Origin of the sequence: Cupriavidus pauculus (genome assembly GCF_022179805.1) — a bacterium.
In the GTDB taxonomy this organism is placed as follows: domain Bacteria; phylum Pseudomonadota; class Gammaproteobacteria; order Burkholderiales; family Burkholderiaceae; genus Cupriavidus; species Cupriavidus pauculus_E.
This window is the reverse complement of record NZ_BPUO01000011.1, coordinates 161,653-180,963: the sequence shown is the minus strand read 5'-3', so window position 1 is coordinate 180,963 and position 19,311 is coordinate 161,653. Positions and strand designations below refer to the sequence as shown.

The window sequence follows — 19,311 nt, the reverse complement described above, 5'->3', positions numbered from 1 at the left end:
CCGCCCCTCTCCCACTAGCGTGGGAGAGGGGAGAAAACAAGTGGTAGACCGGCAGCGGCAGCAGCAGGTTGTTCCATCGCTGTCGCCACCACTTCACCCACCAGAATGATCGACGGGCTGGCCAAGCCGGCGTTGACGGCCTCGGTCAACGTGCCCAGCGTACCTACCCAGCGGCGTTCGTCCGCACAGCTCGCGTGCATCACCGCGCCGGCCGGCATATCGGCGCGCATGCCGGCTGCCAGCAGCGACTCACGAATCGTCGCAATCCGATGCATGCCCATGTAGATCACCAACGTAGTACCACTGGCCGCCAGCGCCCGCCAGTCGGGTTCGCCATCTCCACGTGTGTGTGCGGTGACGAACGTCACGCCATGGCAGTGCGCCCGGTGCGTCAGCGCGATGCCCAGTGACTGCGCCGCTGCCAGCCCACTGCTGATGCCGTTGACCACCTCGACTTCCAGACCGTGTCCCCTCAGGAACGCCGCCTCCTCGCCACCCCGGCCGAACATCAGCGGGTCGCCGCCTTTCACGCGCGCCACGCTGCGCCCGGCCAGCGCGTGTGCCAGCGTCTGGGCGTGAATACTGGCCTGGCTCACCGAACAACGGCCGCCGCGCTTGCCCACCGGCACGATCTCCGTCCCGGGGCTGGCGTAACAGTTCATGAAATCCGGCACCAGATCGTCGATCAGCCAGACCTGCGCCTCGGACAGTGCCCGCGCCGCCTTGACCGTCACCAGATCGGGGTCACCTGGGCCCACGCCCACCAGCCACACCTTGCCTGTTTTCCGCGAAATCATCGTGTCATCTCTCTATTCAGTGGCTCGTGCCCGAAGACCGTGTGGTCTTGTTGAAGACGTTGTACTTGCCCACCGGGCGGTCCATCGGCAGGCGCTTGACCTCCCGGAACGTGGCCGCGTCGTACACCACGATGGCGCCGTCCTGCTCCATCAGGCTGACCAGCGCGTAGCGGCCGTCACGCGTGAATTCCACATGCGCGGCCGTCCGCCCCGGCGACGGCGTCACGCTGCCCACCACGGCCAGCGTCTGCTTGTCGATGATCTGCAGCGTGTCGCGGCGCGGGCTCATCATTGCGTCGGTCCAGGCATAGGGCGTGGCTTCGTGGCTGCGAATGAAAAACCCCGGCCCGTTGGTGGCAATCGTGGCCACGGTCTTCCAGGTGCCCATGTCGATCACGCTCAGCGCGCCCTGCTTCAGGTTCGGCGACGCCATCACGTCGCGCCCATTGCGCTGCCACGTAATGCCGCTACCCAGGTGCGGCATGCCGGACAGCGCCAGATCGGCCACCTTGCGCCCGGCATCGATGTCGATCACCTGCCCGCCACCGCTGCGCGACGCGCCGAGTATGTGGCGATACGGCTGGTCGAAGAAGAAGTCGTCGAGCACATCGTCCAGCTTGATCGCGCGCGGCTCCAGCGTGGCGTAGGGAATCTCCCAGACCTCGGGAATATCGCGCAGCGCTGCGATGAACGATGCACGCGGCGCGGCGTCGTACACGGCTGACACGCGCGACGCCTTGGCATTGGCGCCAGTCACCGGATACACCCGCTCCAGCGACAGATCATCGGCATGCAGCAGCACCATGGTTTGCGGCAGCGTGTTGCCGGCCATGACCCACTTGCCGTCGTCGCTGACCGCCACATTGCGCGTGTTCAGCCCCACCCTGATCTCGGCCACCAGCTTCAGGTTCCACAAGTCGAACTTGCTGATCCAGCCGTCGCGGCTGGCCACGAAGACATAGCGCCCGTCGCGGCTGAACTTGGGGCCGCCGTGCAGCGCGAAGCGCGTCTGGAACCGATGGATCGGTACCAGCTTGTCGCCATCGAGCACGCTCAGGTGATGGCTGCCCGATTCCACCACCAGGAACAGGTTGCCAGCATCGGCCTGGAACACCGGCCGGTCCGGCAGGCTGCCCGGTGCGTGATGGACCACGCGCGAGGCGCGAATGTCCGCCGCCTGCCAGTGCGGCACCACCGCAGGCGCCGTGCGCAGCCAGGTGGCAAGCTGGTCGAGCGTCGCCGCCGGCAACTGGTCGGCAAAGCCGGGCATCTGCGTGGCGGCGCGGCCGTTGCGCAGCACATCGCGCAACGCATCGGGCTTGAGCCGTTCCAGGCTTTCCGGCAACAGCGCTGGCCCCATGCCGCCGAGCCGGTCCGCGCCATGGCAAGCCGCGCAGTGCTGCTGGAATACCACCTCGGTATCAGCCAGCGTGGCGGGCGGCGTGGTCTGTGCGCCGGCCCAGGCCGATGCCGTCAGGGCGATTGCCGCGATCAGGCGTTTCATGCGGCAACCTCCTTGCCCAGCGGCTCGGCGATCTCCACGTCGGACAGATAGCAGCCAGGGTCCTCGGCCCACGGGTTGCCGCTCACGGCGTAGGCGCGCACGCGCGTGTTGCCGTTGCAGATGTCGCGATGGGCGCAGCCCGCACAACGACCTTCCAGCGGACGCGGTGCGGCCTTCAGCCCGCGCATCAACGGATGGCTGCGGTCGGCCCAGATGTCGCCAAACGCCCGCTCGCGCACGTTGCCGAGCGAGACTTGCCACCACATCGTGTCCGGATGCACGTTGCCGAGGTTGTCGATATTGGCCACGCCCACGCCCGTGGCATTGCCGCCCCAGTTGACCAGCCGTTGCCGCATATCGGCCAGCCGGCCGGGCTGGCGGCGCGCAATCCAGTGCAGCAGGCTCACGCCATCGGCATCGTTGTTGCCGGTGACGAAGTCGCCGGCGCGCCGCTGGCCAGCCCGCTCCCACACATGGTCGAATAGCCAATCCACCGCCACGCGGGTGTGGGCGTGATGCGCATCGTCACTGCGATGATTGCTGCCCCGGCCGGCATAGTTGAAATGCGACAGGTAGAACTTGTCGATCCCTTCGGACTCGGTCAGTGCCACGACGTCAGGCAGCTCGTCGGCATTGGCCTCGGTCAACGTCATGCGCACGCCCACTCGCAAGCCCGACTTCCGGGCGATGCGCAGGCCGTTCAGCGCCTGCCGGAACGCGCCCTGGCTGCGGCGGAAGTGATCGTGCGTGGCCTCCATCCCGTCCAGGCTCACGCCGACATAATCGAACCCGGCCACCAGCAGCTTCGCGGCGTGCCCGGCATCGAGCAGCGTGCCGTTCGAGGACAGAGACAGATGAAAGCCCAGCCGCTTGGCGTGCGCGGCGATCTCGTACAGGTCTGGCCGCAGCAGCGGCTCGCCGCCGGACAGGATCAGCGCGGGCACCCCGGCTGCCTTAAGTTGGTGCAGCACCGCGATGGCTTCGGCCGTGGACAACTCGCCCTTGAAATCGGTATTGGCCGACGTGGAATAGCAGTGCTTGCAATTGAGATTGCAGCGCCGCACGAGGTTCCAGATCACCACAGGGCCGCCAGCGCGGCGTGGCGCGGGCACGGGGCCGCCGTCGCGCAACGCCTCCATGAAGCGGGACACTCTGAACATGGATCAATCTCCGGAGGCCCGCAGACGCAGGCCGGTTTTCTTGAGGATGCGCGTGGACCACAGCACGTCGTGCGCCCGGCAGGCCTGGCCCAGCACATCGCGGATCTGAGCGATCTGCGGGGTGGCCTCGTCGCGGGTGCGCGCGTGGACCATCGCGAACAGGTTGTAGGGCCAGTCCGGCAAACGGCGCGGGCGCTGATAGCAATGGCTGACGAACGGCAAGGCGCCGACGCGCTCGCCAAGCTCCGCGATCCGCGTATCGTCGATATTCCAGACGGTCATGCCGTTGGCGCGCCAGCCCAGCGCGTAGTGGTTCGGCACCGCGCCCACCCGGCGCAGCACGCCGCGGTCGCCCATCGCCGCAAAGCGGGCCATGACCTCGGCCTCGGTAATGCCGAGCTGGTCGCCCAGTGCCTGCCACGGCGCGGAAACCAGCGGCAGGCCTGCCTGCGTGGCGTGCATCAGTGCGAGGTCAATGGGGTCGATTCCTGGATCGGGGGCGTCGGGCATGGTCAAGTCACAGGCAGGTACAGGTTGACGAAGAACTCGCGTTGCTTCGGGAAGGGCAGGATTTCCACGCCGGCGCTGACGGCCATGCGCTCCAGCACGCCAGCCACATCGCCGGCGCGCGGCACCGCGAGCACGAACCACAGGTTCAGGTGATGCGTGCGCGCGTAGTGGTGCGCCACCTCGGGAAACGCGTTGATGGCCGCGATCACGTCATCGATCCGGTCGGCCGGCGCATGGCAGGCGCACAGCACAAACTGCCCGCCCGCGCACTCGATCTGGAACAGCGGCCCAAAGCGCGTCAGCACGCCCCGCGCCAGCAACGCGCGCAGCCGGCCCAATAGCGTGGCTTCATCGATATCGAGCGCGGCAGCGGCATCGGCATACGGCCGGGGCGTCAGCGGCAGCCCGCGCTGCAATGCGTTGACGATGCGGCGGTCCAGCGCATCGAGCGCCACCGGGCCATCGGGTACGGCAACGGCGTCCGTCATGGGTGCGCGGCTCCCGAGCTATAGCGCGTGCCGCACTGCTTGAAGCACGTACTGCTCCGCAGCACGACGCCGGGCATCGACGCCATGCCCGCCTGGCAATCGAAATGCGCGAGCGCCGACTGGAGTTCGTCCTCGCTGCGCGCATGCACCATGGCAAACAGGTTGTACGGCCAGAACGGTTCGCGACGCGTGCGGCGATAGCACAGCGACACCGGCGCCACGCGCGCCAGCCGCGTCCCGATCGCATCGACGCGGTTGTCGGCCACATCCCACGCGCACATGGCGTTATGGCGATAGCCAAACGGCCGGTGGTGCAGGATCACCCCGAAACGCCGGATCACGCCAGTGGCATGCCACTGCGCGATACGCGCCAGCACCCGGTGCAGGGGTACGCCGCAGCACCGGGCCAGTGCGTGGAACGGTTGCGGCGTCAGCGGCAAGCCGCTCTCGATGGCCGCCACCAGTCGCCAGTCGTCGTCAGTGAGTTCCGCCGATGCCGCCGATGCCATCGAAGATCGGCGCGACTTGCGTGGACCACCGCGTGCGCCCGACATCGAAAAACCCAGGTCGATGTGGTACTCGCGCTCCATCGGCAAGTCCAGCGGCACCTGTCCCACGTCGTTCGCGATGCTCTGCAGCACCGCGTCGAGCGCGCCACGGTTGCGCGCACCGGCCACGAACCAGAGGTTGTAGGCATGACCCTGGCGCGCATAGTTGTGGCTGACCGCGCCATAGGCATTGACGCATTGCGCCACCTCGACCAGCGCGTGGGGCGGCACGGACAACGCGGCCAGCGTGCTGGCGCCGATCACGTTGGGCGCGAAGACGGCCCCGATCCGGCTCACGCGCCCGGCGCCCACATCGCGCGCCAGCACGTTCAGCACGGCCTGTTCGCTGAGGTCCATCGACGCGCCCGCGCTCCGGTAGGGACGCGCCACGATGGGAAAGTCGTGCTGGATGCAGTCGTAGAAGCGTTTCTCGTCGAACATGGCCATTACATCCCCATGCGCTGGGCGCGCACGGTAAAGAAGATGCCGCTGGGTTGGTCGGCGGCAAGCGTGGCGATGCGCTGGAACGTGGTGGTGTCGTAGACCTCGACGCGGTTGTCGTCACGGCATGAGAGCCACAGCGCTTCACCCTTCGGCGCGAACTCCATGTGCAGCACGCCACGGCACGGGGTCAGCGTCTTCACCACCTGCCGCGTAGCGGTGTCGACCACCTGCACCGTGTCATTCTTCGGGAACGCGAAATTGACCCAGACCTGCCGCCCGTCGGGGCGCGCCATGGCGAATACCGGCTGGCCCGCCACGGCCACGCGTGCCTGTTCGCGCCAGCCGTGCGTCGGGTCGGCCACCAACAGCTCATGCCGGCCGATCGCGGGTAGCCACGCCTGCCCCTGCGCCATGGCCCAGCCGCGCAGATGCGGCATCTTGTAGACCGGCAGCGGTGCCTCGCCCCGGCCATAGCCGGACAGCACCTTGCGTGCGGTGGGCGGGGTCTGCCACAGGTCCACCAGCGACAGGCCGTCCTCGCCGAACAGGCCCGCCAGATACCAGCGTCCGTCGGGCGTCAGCAGGCCGTCATACGGTTCGCGGCCGGCCTTCAAACGCGTCACGCTCGGCTGGCGCGGGTTCTTGGCGTCGATGATCCAGATCTCGCCGGCCTCGAACAGGCTGGCCGCCAGGCGCTGGCCGGGCAGGTCGGCAAGCCCCACCACCTTCGAACGGCGGCCGTCGGGGCCGGTCGCAGGGATGTCGGCCAGCAGCTCCAGTGTTTCGGCATCGAACAGCTTGATGCCGCCCGGCGCGTAGTTCTGCGCGGCCACCACCTTGCCGTTCTGCAGCATCGCGCCGCCGATGCTGTTGCCGGCCTGCTTGATCCGATGCGTGATGCGCCGCGCCAGCAGATCCACGCGGGTCAGGCCGCCGTCGCGCCCGAACACGTAGCCATAGCGGCCGTCGCGCGAGAACACCACGCTCGCGTGCGACAGATCGCCCAGGCCGTCGACCGTGCCCAGGCTCGTCATGCCGGTGGTTTCCACCACCTGCAGGCGGCCGCTGGCGCGCTCGATGATCACCCCCAGGTCGCCCGTACCGCGCAAGTTGTCTTGCCCGGCGTCTGGCGCGGGCAAGCTGGTGCATGCCGATACCAGCCAGGCCAGGCCCAGCGTGGCGATCACGGCCTGCGACAAGCGGATCAGTCGTGCGATGTGCCCTCGGGCGATGTGGGAATTACGGGCGGCGGCTTTCCCGCCAGCAGTCGATCGATCAGCCATTGGGCTTCTTCCTGCGTCATGAACGGTTGCCACGGCGGCATCGCGGTGCCCGGACGCCCCTGCAGCACGGTGGCCACCAGCCCGTCGCGCGGCTTGCCCACCAGCGCCTGGGCCGTCAGCGGCGAACCCAGCCCGCCCTGCAGCGTCATGCCGTGGCAGGCGCCACAGTCATCACGCAGCCAGCGGGCCAGTTGCGCCTGGCGCGCCGCCGGCGGCTCCGCGTGCACCGGCGCGCCGGACACGGCCAACATGCCGAGCAGCAACCATTGCCATACGGTGCGCGGCGCCACGGGTCAGAGGCTCAGTACCCACTTGGCCAGCGTGCCGGCCTCGGCCTCGGTCACCGCGTTGGGCGGCATCGGAATGCCACCCCACCGGCCGCTGCTGCCCTTCAGGATGCTTTGGGTAATTTGCGCGGCCGCGCCCTTGTCGGCCTTGTACTTGGCCGCCACGTCCTTGAACGACGGCCCGAGCACCTTCTTGTCGACGCTGTGGCACGCCATGCAGTTCTTGCTCTTGGCCAGGTCGGCACTGGCATGAGCGGACAGGGGCAGGCCGACGGCCAGCAAGGCCGTGGCGAGGATCTTTGCGGGATGCATGTTTTTCTCCTGCTATTGCGAATGCGAGGGCGGCCGGCGCGCGGTGCGCCCCGGCCGGCTCTGCGGATCAATAAACGTCGTGCTGGGTGTTGTGCGTGTTGAACTTGCCGGTCGGCGTGATCAGGCGCGGGTCCTTGAGCACGGTCTTGAGCTTGCGGGTCTTGTCATCGATCACCACCAGCGCGGACTCCTGGTCCTTCGTGCCCCAGACCGAGAACCACACCTCGTCGCCGGCCTTGTTGTACTCGGCCTGCACCACGCGTTTGGCGCCCTCGCCCTTCAGGTTGGCCCACTGGGCGATCGGCAGCACCTCGAATCCGCCGTCGAGCTTCTGGGTGTCGAACACGGCCACCGACTGATTCAGCTTGTTGTCGGGATTCAGCGGCGTATCGACCCAGAGGTTGTGCGACTTCGGATGGGTCTTGATGAACAGCGACCCGCCGCCCTGCCCCTTCAGCGTCTGCACCACCTTCCACGCATTGGCCTTGTTCTTGACCGGATCGGTGCCGATCAGGCTGACGGTCTCGTCACCGAGGTGGCTCGTGGCCCAGACCGGCCCGAACTTCGGATGCACGAAATTGGCGCCACGGCCCGGGTGAGGCGTCTTGCCCACGTCCACCAGCGCCGCCAGCCGGTCTTCCTTCGTATCGACCACGGCGATCTTGTCCGACGCGTTGGCGGCCACCAGGAAGTAGCGGCCCGTGGAATCGAAGCCGCCGTCGTGCAGGAACTTGGCCGAATCGATCGTGGTGGTCTTCAGGTTCTTGAGGTCCGAGTAGTCCACCATCAGGATCTTGCCGGTCTCCTTGGCGTTGATGACGAACTCGGGCCGGTAGTGGCTGGCCACGATCGACGCCACGCGCGGCTCGGGGTGGTATTCGTTGTCGACGGTCATGCCGCGCGTGGACACCACCTTCAGCGGCTTGAGCGTGTCACCTTCCATGATCACGTACTGCGGCGGCCAGTACGATCCGGCCACGGCGTACTTGTCTTCGTAGCCCTTGTACTTGGACGTTTCCACCGACCGCGCCTCCAGGCCGATCTTCACTTCGGCCACGTTGTCGGGCACCGGCATCCAGAGATCGATCAGGTTCAGGCGCGCGTCGCGGCCAATCACGTACAGGTAGCGCCCCGACGCCGACATGCGCGAGATATGCACCGCGTAGCCGGTCTTGACGATATTGATGATCTTCTTGGAATCGCCGTCGATCAGCGCCACCTCGCCCGAATCGCGCAGCGTGACCGAGAACAGGTTGTCGAGGTTGTAGTTGTTCATCTTGCGCGCGGGCCGCTTGGCCACGGGCACGATGTCCTTGCGCGATTTCTCGATGTCGGCCAGCGAGAATTCCGGCGGGGTGGGCAGCTCCAGCTGGACGTAGCGCGCCATCTGGTCGATTTCGGCCTCGGACAGGTCGCCCGACGTGCCCCAGTTCGGCATGCCGGCGGGGCTGCCATACTTGATGAACGTCTTCAGGTACTCGGTGCCGCGCGCCCGCGTGATGTCGGGCGTCAGCGCCTTGCCCGTGGCGCCCTTGCGCAGCACGCCGTGGCAACCGGCGCACCGCTCGAAGTAGATCTGTCGCGCGTGATTGAATTCATCTGCGGTCAGCGTGGGCACCGGATTCTGCGCCGGTGCGGTGTCCGCGTGGCCATGGGCCATCCAAAAGACCAGCGGCAGTGCCGCCAGCGCGGGGAACATCCTGGGTGTCGCCTTCATGTCTCTGCTCAGCGAGAGTGGGAAATGCGGTGGCGTGCTCAGGCACGTCGGATGTGCCCATCATCGTGAAATTGCGATGACCCAGGATTGATGGCAGTCAAGCCGAGCACAGTTCACACGGAACTTGGACGGCGGGATGCGTCACGCCGTGATGGAACACGGGTGGCGCGTTGGGGAAATGCGATTTGGAGGCGCGACAGGGGCAAAGACCCTATGTCGGAAGAGGATATGAGGCGGGAGACGTTGCTGGCGGGGAACAGTGACGGCAAGAGTTGAACTACCTCTGGCGGGCTCCCCTCTCCCACGACGTGGGAGAGGGGTTGGGGGAGAGGGCAAGCCGCACAAGACGCGATGGTCGCAAATTGAACCGTTGCGCCCTCACCCCCGGCCCCTCTCCCGCTGGGCGGGAGAGGGGAGCAAAACAAAGAGCGGAAGCTGACTTAGCTGCGCGGCATCAGCACCCACATGCGGCCGCCCTGCTTCATGCGGCCGGCCGTTTCGCCGGCTGCGTCGCCGGCGCCCCAGAAGAAGTCGGCGCGGACGCCGCCCTTGATGGCCGAGCCGGTGTCCTGGGCGAACATCAGGCGCTGGATCGGTTCGGTCGACAGCGGGCGTGTGGTCGACAGGAACACCGGCACGCCCAGCGGGATCGTGGCCGGGTCCACGGCGATCGAGCGTTCCGCGGTGAGCGGCACACCCAGCGCGCCGACCGGGCCGTCGTTGTTGGGCGGCAGTTCGCGGAAGAACACGAAGCGCGGATTGACGTTGAGCATCTCGTCGACGCGATTCGGGTTGTTGCGCGCCCACGCCTTGATGCCCTGCATCGTTGCCTGCGCAGGCGTGATCTCGCCTCGGTCCAGCAGCCATTTGCCGAACGAGCGGAACGGCTGGTCGTTGGTGCCGCCATACCCGACGCGCATGACCGTGCCGTCCTGCAGGCGGATACGGCCCGAGCCCTGGATCTGCAGGAAGGCCGCCTCGACCGCATCGTCCACGTAGACCAGTTCATTGCCGCGCATCGCCGGCATCTGCAGCAGGTCGCCGCGCGCCGGCAGCGCGCCGCGGAGCTGGGCGGGGCGGCGGTACAGCGGTACCTGGTACTGCCCCTGGCGCGTGCGCGATCCGTGCAGGATCGGCTCGTAGTAGCCGGTGATCAGACCACTATCGGTGCCATCGACATTGACCACCCGGTACGGCTGGAAGTGGGTTTCGAAGTAGGCGCGCATGGCGACGAGGTCGCCGGCGTCCACCATCAGGCCGGTGGCGCAGACGCGGCTCCACTCGGGCTTCTTCTTCAGGGCCTGGCAGCTGGCCTGCAGCGCCGGCCAGGCGGCGCGCACGTCGTCCTGGCTCCAGCCGCCGATCTCGGCCCAGGTGGCGGGCTGCAGCTTGCCGGCCGTCGGCGACGTCGGGGGCGTCGGCGTGCTGGGCGTGCCGCCCGGTTGCACGCGGATCGGGCCGCCGCTCATGCAGCCGGCCAGCAGCGCGGCGCCAAGGGCGGAGGCGGCCAGCGCCAGCCAGCTTCGGGGTGTCGTCGTGCGCGGAGCGCCTGGGAAATACTGATATGCCATCTTGTTCGTTCTTTGCCTACAATCTCAACCCGATCCGTCGACTGCCCTGAAAGCCCCAAGCGATGAGCCAGTTCTTCGAAAACCATCCCACCCTGCTGCTGGCTGCCGAGGCCGGCCTGGCGCTGCTGCTGCTGATCTTCATCGTGGTCTGGACCATGGGAAGCGCGAAAAAGCATCCGCGCCCCGCGCGCGCGCCGCAGGATCACCCGTCGCGGGCCGGTCAGGCACCGCAAGAGACGGACAAGGCGCCCGACGCCTAGGTTCCCGGGCGGGCGCCCTGCCCTGCCGTCAATGCAGCATGCGCGGCAGCACCAGCGCGAATTCCGGAATCGGCACCTCGAAGCGGTGGCCGTCCTCGGCCACGCAGAAGTAGTCGCCCTTCATCGAGCCCACCGGCGTGGAGATCGTGGCCCAGCTCGAATACTCGAAATGCTCGCCGGGTTTCAGCAGCGGCTGGTGGCCCACCACGCCCAGCCCCGCCACTTCCTGCGTGGCGTTGTCGCTGTCGGTGATGACCCAGTGGCGCGAAATCAGCTGCGCGGCCACTTCGCCGGTGTTGTGGATGGTGATCGTGTACGCGAACGCATAGCGTCCGCGGTCGGGGTCCGACTGGTCGGCCATGTACTGGGTGCGCACGGCCACGGAGAAAGCGTACTCGCTCATTGTTTGACGGATGAGATGGTCGGCAGGCCGGCACCCGCAAAGGGGGCGCGGCCGGGTGTGTCGCATTGTGCGGCAAGGGCTTGGCAGGGGCAAGCGGCCGACGCTGGGCGAAACCGGCCCCGACCGGCGTAAAATACGCGCCAATCCACGCGGATCACCCCGCATCCGCCGCAATTCGCCCCGATTACCGAGCCCGAGCCGCCATGAGCCAGCCCACCTACCGTATTGCCCCGTCCATCCTGTCCGCCGACTTTGCCCGCCTGGGCGAGGAAGTGCGCCGCGTGACCGAAGCCGGCGCCGACTGGATCCATTTCGACGTGATGGACAACCATTACGTGCCCAACCTGACCGTGGGCCCGCTGGTCTGCGAGGCCATCCGCCCGCACGTGACGGCCCCGATCGACGTGCACCTGATGGTGCGCCCCGTGGACCGCATCATCCCGGACTTTGCCAAGGCCGGCGCCAACATCATCACGTTCCACCCCGAGGCCAGCGACCACATCGACCGCTCGCTGGCGCTGATCCGCGACAACGGCTGCCAGGCCGGCCTGGTCTTCAACCCGGCCACCCCGCTGCACCACCTGGACCACGTGATGGACCGCCTGGACGTGATTCTGCTGATGAGCGTGAACCCGGGCTTCGGCGGCCAGTCGTTCATCCCCGAGACGCTGAACAAGCTGCGCGCCGTGCGTGCCCGCATCGACGCCTACACGGCCCGCACCGGCCGCCAGATCCTGCTGGAAGTGGACGGCGGCGTGAAGCCCGACAACATCGCCGAGATCGCCGCTGCCGGCGCCGATACCTTCGTGGCCGGTTCGGCCGTGTTCGGCAAGCCGGACGCCGATGGCGGCTACAAGGGCATCATCAACACGTTCCGCGACGTGCTGGCCAAGGTTGGCCAGTAATGGCGGCGATGATGACGGACGACATCCTGCGCCGCACGGACTGGAGCGGCATCCAGGCGGTGATCGTCGACCTGGACGGCACCATGGTCGACACCGCCGGCGACTTCCACGCGTCGGTCAACGCCATGCTGCTGGCGCTGGTGCACCAGCATCCGCACCTGGGCCCGGTGGAGCCGATGTCCGCGCAGGAGATCGTCAGCTTTGTCGGCAAGGGGTCTGAAAACCTGATCCGCCGGGTGCTGGACGCCCGGTTCAGCCCGCTGCACGCCAACGGCCTGTTCGCTGACGCCTACGCGCTGTACGACCGCGAGTACGTGCGCATCAACGGCCAGTTCTCGAACCTGTACCCGAACGTGCGCGAGGGCCTGGCGGCCTTGAAGAGCCTTGGCCTGCGCATGGCGTGCGTGACCAACAAGCCGTGGAATTTCACGGAACCGCTGCTGGCCAAGACCGGCCTGGCCCAGTACTTCGAGCTGGTCTATGGCGGCGACGCGTTCCCGCTGCGCAAGCCCGACCCCTATCCGCTGCTCAAGGTGGCCGAGGTATTCCACCTGGATCCGGCCGCCGTGCTGGCCATTGGCGACTCGGAAAACGACGCCCGCGCGGCCCGGGCGGCCGGCATGGGAGTGCTGTTGATGCCCTATGGCTACAACCATGGGAATCCTGTACAAGGCGTCGACGCCGATGGTATAGTCGCCGACATTGCCCGTGTGGCGGCGCTGCTTGCCGCACACCGGACAAACCACCGATAACTCGGCTGAACACCACTCAATGTTCCTCAACCGCAAACGCATCTCTTCTGGCAGTGATCGGCAGGCCTGGCCCTGGCGTCGCTGGCGCGCCTCTGAACAGGCGTAAAGTGCGTTCGCGAGTTTCCTGACGGGCTTGCCGGGGCACCCGGAATTGCGCAGTCTGCTGCCGATTCCCTCCCCCTCAAGCTCCGCCGGACCGGTCCAGATTCCCTGACGGCCGGCCTTCCCGGCAGATTCCTCCGCCAGCGCCGTGGTTCCGGTTGCTCCCTGCAACGCCTGTGCTACGGTTAGCCTCGAGAACGTGCCACGCGCCATCCCTGGCCGTGTGCTGCCTCATCGATTCACGTGTGCACCACGGTCCGCCCCCACGGGAGGCGGGTTGATGCAGGTTGTCGCCCTTCCCTCCTCGCGAACGACATCATGGTGCCGCCCGACCCGACCATACTGGCCGGCGCCGCAAGAAGAGGATCGACATGACCGAACTGGAATTCAAATCGCTGGCCGACCAGGGCTACAACCGCATTCCGATCATCGCCGAGGCACTGGCCGACCTGGAAACGCCGCTGTCGCTGTACCTGAAGCTGGCCCAGTCGCAAACGCGCGGCGTGAACACGTTCCTGCTGGAATCGGTGGTGGGCGGCGAGCGCTTCGGCCGCTACTCGTTCATCGGCCTGCACGCCCGCACGCTGATCCGCGCCTACGGCGAGCGCGCCGAGGTGGTGACCGACGGCAAGGTCGTTGAAACCCGCGAAGGCAATCCGCTCGACTTCATCGCCGAATTCGAAAGCCGTTTCAAGGTGGCGCTGCGCCCGGGCATGCCGCGCTTCTGCGGCGGCCTGGCCGGTTACTTCGGCTACGACGCCGTGCGCTACATCGAGAAGAAGCTGGCCGGCAAGCAGATGCCCGACGACCTGGGCCTGCCTGACATCCAGCTGCTGCTGTGCGAAGAACTGGCCGTGATCGACAACCTGTCCGGCAAGCTCTACCTGATTGTCTACGCCGACCCGACCACGCCCGAAGCCTATTCCCGCGCCCGCCAGCGCCTGCGCGAACTGCGCATGAAGCTGCGCCAGCCCGTGGATGTGCCCGTGACCAGCCCGTCGGTGCAGTCCGAGGTCTATCGAGAATTCGCCAAGGCCGACTACCTGACTGCCGTGCACAAGGCCAAGGAATACATCATGGCCGGCGACATGATGCAGGTGCAGGTGGGCCAGCGCCTGGTCAAGCCGTACCGTGACTCGCCGCTGTCGCTGTACCGCGCGCTGCGCTCGCTGAACCCGTCGCCGTACATGTACTTCTACAACTTCGGTGACTTCCAGGTGGTGGGCGCGTCGCCGGAGATCCTGGTACGCCAGGAGACCCGCAAGATCGGCACGCCGCAGAACGGCGACGCCGAGACCGCCCGCATCGTCACGATCCGCCCGCTGGCCGGCACCCGTCCGCGCGGCAGCACGCCCGAGCGCGACGCCCAGCTTGCCACCGAACTGCTCAACGATCCGAAGGAGATTGCCGAGCACGTGATGCTGATCGACCTGGCGCGCAACGACATCGGCCGCATCGCCGAAACCGGCACGGTCAAGGTCACCGACAAGATGGTGATCGAAAAGTACTCGCACGTGCAGCACATCGTGAGTTCGGTGGAAGGCACGCTGCGCGACGGCATGAGCAACCTCGACGTGCTGCGCGCCACGTTCCCGGCCGGCACGCTGTCCGGGGCACCCAAGGTGCGCGCCATGGAGATCATCGACGAACTGGAACCGCGCAAGCGCGGCATCTACGGCGGCGCCGTGGGCTACCTGTCGTTCGGCGGCGAGATGGACCTGGCAATCGCCATCCGTACCGGCGTGATCAAGGAAGGCAATCTCTACGTGCAGGCCGCAGCCGGCATTGTCGCGGACTCGGACCCCGAGGCCGAATGGAGGGAAACCGAGGCGAAGGCGCGCGCCGTGATCCGCGCCGCGGAACAGGTCCAGGACGGCCTGGACGCCGACCTCTGAGCCCCCGGGAGAGATGACATGCTGCTGATGATCGACAACTACGATTCGTTCACCTACAACCTCGTGCAGTACTTTGGCGAACTGGGCGCCGACGTGCGCACCTATCGCAACGACGAAATCACCCTGGCCGAAATCGAGGCGCTCAAGCCGGACCACATCTGCGTGTCGCCGGGCCCCTGCAGCCCGCGCGAGGCCGGTATCTCGGTCGATGTGCTCAAGCACTTTGCCGGCAAGGTGCCGCTGCTGGGCGTGTGCCTGGGCCACCAGGCCATCGGCGAGGCGTTTGGCGGCAAGGTGATCCGCGCCCGCCAGGTGATGCACGGCAAGGTGAGCACCATCGAAACCACGCAGGAAGGTGTGTTCGCCGGCCTGCCCAGGCATTTCGACGTCACGCGCTATCATTCGCTGGCCATCGAGCGCGAGACGCTGCCCGATTGCCTGGAAGTCACGGCCTGGACGCCGGACGGCGAAATCATGGGCGTGCGCCACAAGACGCTGAACGTGGAAGGCGTGCAGTTCCACCCCGAGTCGATCCTGTCCGAACACGGCCATGCGCTGCTGGCCAATTTCATCAAGGCGCCCCGATGAGGCGCACCGACTTTTCCGCCTACGCCGCCCACAACATAGAAGAGACCGCCATGTCCATCACGCCGCAGGAAGCGCTGACGCGCTGCATCGAACACCGCGAGATCTTTCATGACGAGATGCTGCACCTGATGCGGCAGATCATGCAGGGCCAGATCAGCCCGGTGATGGCCGCCGCCATCCTGACCGGCCTGCGCGTGAAGAAGGAAACCATCGGCGAGATCTCGGCCGCCGCGCAGGTGATGCGCGAGTTTGCCAACCACGTGACCGTGCAGGACCGCCAGAACTTCGTCGACATCGTGGGCACCGGCGGCGACGGCTCGCATACGTTCAATATCTCCACGGCGTCGATGTTCGTGGCCGCCGCGGCTGGCGCCAAGATCGCCAAGCACGGCAATCGTGGCGTTTCGTCCAAGTCCGGCAGCGCCGACGTGCTGGAGGCGCTGGGCGTGAACATCATGCTGACGCCCGAGCAGGTGGGCGAGTGCATCGAGCAGACCGGCATCGGCTTCATGTTCGCGCCGACCCACCATCCGGCCATGAAGAACGTGGCGCCGATCCGCAAGGAAATGGGCGTGCGCACGATCTTCAATATCCTGGGCCCGCTGACCAATCCGGCCGACGCGCCGAACATCCTGATGGGCGTGTTCCACCCCGACTTGGTCGGCATCCAGGTGCGCGTGATGCAGCGCCTGGGCGCGCAGCACGCAATCGTGGTGTACGGCAAGGACGGCATGGACGAGGTATCACTGGGCGCCGCCACGCTGGTGGGCGAACTGAAGGATGGCGAGGTGCGCGAGTATGAGATCCATCCGGAAGACTTTGGCCTGTCGATGATCTCGAACCGTGGCCTCAAGGTGGCCGATGCGGCCGAATCGAAGGAAATGCTGCTCGAAGCGCTGGGCAACGTGGCGGGCACGCCGCGCGAGATCGTGTCGCTGAACGCCGGCACCGCGCTCTACGCCGCCAACGTGGCCAGCTCGATCGAGGATGGCATCAAGCGTGCGCGCGAAGCCATCGCCAGCGGCGCGGCCCGCGAGAAGCTTGACCAGTTCGTGCGCGCCACGCAGCAATTTAGGTAAATCGCCATGTCCGACATTCTTGAGAAGATCCTGGCCGTCAAGGCCGACGAAGTGAACGCGGCGCGCAAGAAGCGCGACCTGCCGAGCCTGCGCGCCGAGGCCGAGAGCCTGCGCGGCGAGCCCGGCCTGGCACCGCGCGGCTTTGAACGCGCGCTGCGCGAGAAGATCGCGGCCGGCCACGCCGGCGTGATTTCCGAAGTGAAGAAGGCGTCGCCGTCCAAGGGCGTGCTGCGCGAGAACTTCGTGCCCGAGGCCATCGCCGAAAGCTATGCCACGCACGGCGCGGCGTGCCTGTCCGTGCTGACCGACGTGAACTTCTTCCAGGGCCACGCCGACTACCTGAAGCGCGCCCGCGCCGCCTGCGACCTGCCGGCGCTGCGCAAGGACTTCATGATGGACCTGTACCAGGTCTATGAAGCCCGCACCTGGGGCGCCGATGCCATCCTGCTGATCGTGGCGGCACTCGACCACGGCCTGATGGCCGAACTCGAAGCCTGCGCGCATGAACTGGGCATGGACGTGCTGGTGGAAGTGCATGGCGACGACGAACTCGACGCCGCGCTGAAGCTGAAGACGCCGCTGGTGGGCGTGAACAACCGCAACCTGCGCACGTTCGAGGTGTCGCTCGACAACACCCTGAACCTGCTGCCGCATATGCCGGCCGAGCGCCTGGTGGTGACCGAGTCCGGCATCCTGGGCCCGGACGACGTCAAGCGCATGCGCGATGCCGCCGTCCACGCCTTCCTGGTGGGCGAGGCGTTCATGCGCGCGCCCGAACCGGGCGTGGAGCTGGCCCGCCTGTTCGGCTGACCGGAAGACGGACTGACGCCATGGCGACCGAGATCGAACTGAAACTGGCCGTGCCCGACGCGGCGCTGGCCGCCGTGGCCGCATGGCTCGATGCCCATGGCGAAGCGCGTGGCGAAACCACGCTGTTGAACGTCTACCTGGACACACCCGGGCGCGAACTGGCGCAGGCGCGCGCCGCGCTGCGGCTGCGCCGGAAAGGCCAGCAGTGGCTGCAGACGCTGAAGACGGCCAGCAAGAGCACCGGCGGCCTGTCCACGCGCCACGAGTGGGAAACCGAAGTGGCCGGCGAGGCCATCGACCTGACCCGCTTCAATGAGGAAGCCCGCGCCGTGTTGGCGCCGCTGGTGGCACGGCTGGCGCCGGTCTTCCGCACCGACTTTGTCCGGCGTACGTGGATCGTGGAGCAGGACGGCGAGCGCATCGAAGCCGCGCTCGACACCGGCGCCATCAGCGCGGCCGGCACGGCGCGTACCGAACGGATCCAGGAACTCGAACTCGAATGGCTGCCGCGCGACGCGGCCACGGCAAACACCGACGACGCCACGGCCGAAGCCGCGCTGCGCGCGTTTGCACGCCGGCTGGCCCACGTGGCGCCGCTGCAGCCGTCCGACCTCAGCAAGGCCGCGCGCGGCTATCGACTCACCCAACCCACCTGATGCAAGCCGACCTGTTCGCCACCGACACGCCCGACACGGCCACCTCGCCGGATACCCCCGTCGCCTGCGACACGCTGCAAACCCAGGTCGACGCCCTGCCCGCCGCGTGGCGCCAGCTACTGGCACCCTGCATGGGCAATACGGCGTGGCAGGCGCTCTGTGATTTCGTCGATGGCGAGCGTGCCGCCGGCAAACCGGTGTTCCCGCACACGGTTTTCCACGCGCTGCACCTCACGCCGCCCGACGCGGTGCAGGTGGTGATCCTGGGCCAGGACCCGTATCACGGCACCGGCGTGGTGGGCGGCGTGGAGATGCCGCAGGCACATGGCCTGGCGTTCTCGGTGCCCGACGGCATCAAGGTGCCGCCCAGCCTGCGCAATATCTTCAAGGAAATCGGTGCCGAATATGGCGCGGAACCGGTGCGCGCGTCGGGCAACCTGGAAGGTTGGGCGCGCCAGGGCGTGCTGCTCCTGAACACGGTACTGACCGTCGAGCAGGCCAACGCGGCCAGCCATGCCAAGCGCGGCTGGGAAGCCGTGACCGACTGCCTGATCCACGCGCTGGCCGCATCGCGGCCGAACCTGGTCTTCATGCTGTGGGGCAGCCATGCCCAGGCCAAGCGCGCCTTGCTGGAAGGCCAGACGCACTGTGTGCTCGAAGCCCCGCATCCGTCGCCGCTGTCGGCCCATCGCGGTTTTCTGGGCTGCGGGCATTTCCGGCAGGCCAATGACTGGCTGGAACGCCACGGCCGGCCCGGTATCGACTGGCTGAAGTCCGTCTGACCATCTAGGCAGTCGGGCGCCATTCGAAGTGGTCGAACGCTTCGGACGGCGCCGTTTCCATCTCCACCTTCGACACCTGCGCGGCGGGCGGCCCCTGCTCCATCCACCCGCGCAGCGTTTCCAACTGCTCGCGTGAGCCGGTGGCGATGACCTCCACGGTGCCATCCACACGGTTTCTCACCCAGCCACCCAGCCCAAGCGCGATGGCTTTGTCGGCACACGCGGCACGGTAGCCCACGCCCTGCACGCGGCCATGCGCGAGCAGGTGCCAGGTCTCGGTTCGTGCTGTCATGAAAATCTCCTTGCCCTAGGTAAACTACCTAGTCGGGTGGGGCGTTAGGTTATCTGGTCAGAGTCAGCATACGATGCCTTTGCCCTCACCCCCAGCCCCTCTCCCGCCGCGCGGGAGAGGGGAGCACCCCATTGGCGGGCTGGGACCGAGGGCACGGCGCATCTCA

General features: G+C 67.2%; 22 protein-coding genes. 9 read left to right on the top strand and 13 right to left on the bottom strand.

The features are described from left to right. Window positions 1–14: 14 nt before the first annotated feature. The 11 genes from cobA to mltA all read right to left on the bottom strand — a co-directional run bounded on the left by cobA (window position 15) and on the right by mltA (window position 10,621). The gene (cobA, locus tag MFF62_RS22295) at window positions 15–797 is read right to left on the bottom strand and encodes a uroporphyrinogen-III C-methyltransferase (protein WP_238265280.1); all 783 of its coding nucleotides are present in this window, start codon (window positions 795–797) and stop codon (window positions 15–17) included. Between the two features lie 16 nt (window positions 798–813). Then, a complete protein-coding gene (locus tag MFF62_RS22290; protein WP_238265279.1) occupies window positions 814–2,301 on the bottom strand; it encodes a nitrite reductase in 1,488 nt (495 codons plus the stop codon). Then, window positions 2,298–3,461, bottom strand: coding sequence for a heme d1 biosynthesis radical SAM protein NirJ (gene nirJ, locus MFF62_RS22285; RefSeq protein WP_238265278.1), 1,164 nt, complete (start codon window positions 3,459–3,461; stop codon window positions 2,298–2,300). Before nirJ ends, MFF62_RS22290 begins: the two co-directional genes overlap by 4 nt. 3 nt (window positions 3,462–3,464) lie before the next feature. Then, the gene (ahbB, locus tag MFF62_RS22280) at window positions 3,465–3,971 is read right to left on the bottom strand and encodes a siroheme decarboxylase subunit beta (RefSeq protein WP_238265277.1); all 507 of its coding nucleotides are present in this window, start codon (window positions 3,969–3,971) and stop codon (window positions 3,465–3,467) included. A 2-nt stretch (window positions 3,972–3,973) separates the two neighbouring features. After that, window positions 3,974–4,459 (bottom strand): AsnC family transcriptional regulator, encoded by a 486-nt coding sequence (locus MFF62_RS22275; protein WP_238265276.1) that lies wholly within the window; start codon window positions 4,457–4,459, stop codon window positions 3,974–3,976. Beyond that, window positions 4,456–5,448 (bottom strand): siroheme decarboxylase subunit beta, encoded by a 993-nt coding sequence (ahbB, locus tag MFF62_RS22270; RefSeq protein WP_238265275.1) that lies wholly within the window; start codon window positions 5,446–5,448, stop codon window positions 4,456–4,458. Before ahbB (MFF62_RS22270) ends, MFF62_RS22275 begins: the two co-directional genes overlap by 4 nt. Before the next feature lie 5 nt (window positions 5,449–5,453). After that, entirely contained in the window at window positions 5,454–6,620 is a 1,167-nt protein-coding gene (locus tag MFF62_RS22265) for a cytochrome D1 domain-containing protein (protein WP_404990819.1), read from the bottom strand. Between the two features lie 35 nt (window positions 6,621–6,655). Beyond that, a complete protein-coding gene (locus MFF62_RS22260) occupies window positions 6,656–6,985 on the bottom strand; it encodes a c-type cytochrome (protein WP_238265273.1) in 330 nt (109 codons plus the stop codon). 42 nt (window positions 6,986–7,027) lie between these two features. Beyond that, window positions 7,028–7,333 carry a c-type cytochrome gene (locus tag MFF62_RS22255; RefSeq protein WP_238265272.1) on the bottom strand — a complete coding sequence of 102 codons (306 nt, stop codon included), beginning with the start codon at window positions 7,331–7,333 and terminating at the stop codon, window positions 7,028–7,030. Window positions 7,334–7,400: 67 nt separating this feature from the next. Beyond that, window positions 7,401–8,993 carry a cytochrome D1 domain-containing protein gene (locus MFF62_RS22250; RefSeq protein WP_238265302.1) on the bottom strand — a complete coding sequence of 531 codons (1,593 nt, stop codon included), beginning with the start codon at window positions 8,991–8,993 and terminating at the stop codon, window positions 7,401–7,403. Window positions 8,994–9,490: 497 nt separating this feature from the next. Further along, window positions 9,491–10,621, bottom strand: coding sequence for a murein transglycosylase A (mltA, locus tag MFF62_RS22245; protein WP_238265271.1), 1,131 nt, complete (start codon window positions 10,619–10,621; stop codon window positions 9,491–9,493). A gap of 62 nt (window positions 10,622–10,683) precedes the next feature. On the opposite strand from mltA, the gene MFF62_RS22240 reads away from it, so the two are divergent. Next, window positions 10,684–10,881, top strand: coding sequence for a hypothetical protein (locus tag MFF62_RS22240; RefSeq protein ID WP_238265270.1), 198 nt, complete (start codon window positions 10,684–10,686; stop codon window positions 10,879–10,881). A gap of 28 nt (window positions 10,882–10,909) precedes the next feature. Here the strand turns inward: MFF62_RS22240 and apaG are convergent, their stop codons facing one another. Then, window positions 10,910–11,284: a Co2+/Mg2+ efflux protein ApaG gene (gene apaG / locus MFF62_RS22235; RefSeq protein ID WP_238265269.1), complete on the bottom strand. Its 375-nt coding sequence runs from the start codon at window positions 11,282–11,284 to the stop codon at window positions 10,910–10,912. A 203-nt stretch (window positions 11,285–11,487) separates the two neighbouring features. Here apaG and rpe point away from each other — a divergent pair, with 203 nt between their 5' ends. The 8 genes from rpe to MFF62_RS22195 all read left to right on the top strand — a co-directional run bounded on the left by rpe (window position 11,488) and on the right by MFF62_RS22195 (window position 18,853). Then, window positions 11,488–12,189, top strand: a complete 702-nt coding sequence (rpe, locus tag MFF62_RS22230) for a ribulose-phosphate 3-epimerase (RefSeq protein WP_238265268.1) — start codon at window positions 11,488–11,490, stop codon at window positions 12,187–12,189. 11 nt (window positions 12,190–12,200) lie between these two features. Further along, window positions 12,201–12,941 (top strand): phosphoglycolate phosphatase, encoded by a 741-nt coding sequence (gene gph / locus MFF62_RS22225; RefSeq protein ID WP_238265301.1) that lies wholly within the window; start codon window positions 12,201–12,203, stop codon window positions 12,939–12,941. A gap of 473 nt (window positions 12,942–13,414) precedes the next feature. Further along, window positions 13,415–14,938 (top strand): anthranilate synthase component I, encoded by a 1,524-nt coding sequence (trpE, locus tag MFF62_RS22220; protein ID WP_238265267.1) that lies wholly within the window; start codon window positions 13,415–13,417, stop codon window positions 14,936–14,938. 18 nt (window positions 14,939–14,956) lie between these two features. Further along, window positions 14,957–15,526 (top strand): aminodeoxychorismate/anthranilate synthase component II, encoded by a 570-nt coding sequence (locus MFF62_RS22215; RefSeq protein ID WP_238265266.1) that lies wholly within the window; start codon window positions 14,957–14,959, stop codon window positions 15,524–15,526. A 50-nt stretch (window positions 15,527–15,576) separates the two neighbouring features. After that, a complete protein-coding gene (trpD, locus tag MFF62_RS22210) occupies window positions 15,577–16,605 on the top strand; it encodes an anthranilate phosphoribosyltransferase (protein ID WP_238265265.1) in 1,029 nt (342 codons plus the stop codon). A gap of 6 nt (window positions 16,606–16,611) precedes the next feature. Further along, window positions 16,612–17,415 (top strand): indole-3-glycerol phosphate synthase TrpC, encoded by an 804-nt coding sequence (gene trpC / locus MFF62_RS22205; protein ID WP_238265264.1) that lies wholly within the window; start codon window positions 16,612–16,614, stop codon window positions 17,413–17,415. Window positions 17,416–17,435: 20 nt separating this feature from the next. Next, window positions 17,436–18,071, top strand: coding sequence for a CYTH domain-containing protein (locus MFF62_RS22200; RefSeq protein ID WP_238265263.1), 636 nt, complete (start codon window positions 17,436–17,438; stop codon window positions 18,069–18,071). After that, complete coding sequence (locus tag MFF62_RS22195; RefSeq protein WP_238265262.1) at window positions 18,071–18,853, top strand: uracil-DNA glycosylase; 783 nt, start codon at window positions 18,071–18,073, stop codon at window positions 18,851–18,853. The genes MFF62_RS22200 and MFF62_RS22195 overlap by 1 nt, the downstream gene beginning before the upstream one ends. A gap of 4 nt (window positions 18,854–18,857) precedes the next feature. Here the strand turns inward: MFF62_RS22195 and MFF62_RS22190 are convergent, their stop codons facing one another. Beyond that, a complete protein-coding gene (locus MFF62_RS22190) occupies window positions 18,858–19,145 on the bottom strand; it encodes an acylphosphatase (RefSeq protein WP_238265261.1) in 288 nt (95 codons plus the stop codon). Between the last annotated feature and the right edge of the window lie 166 nt (window positions 19,146–19,311).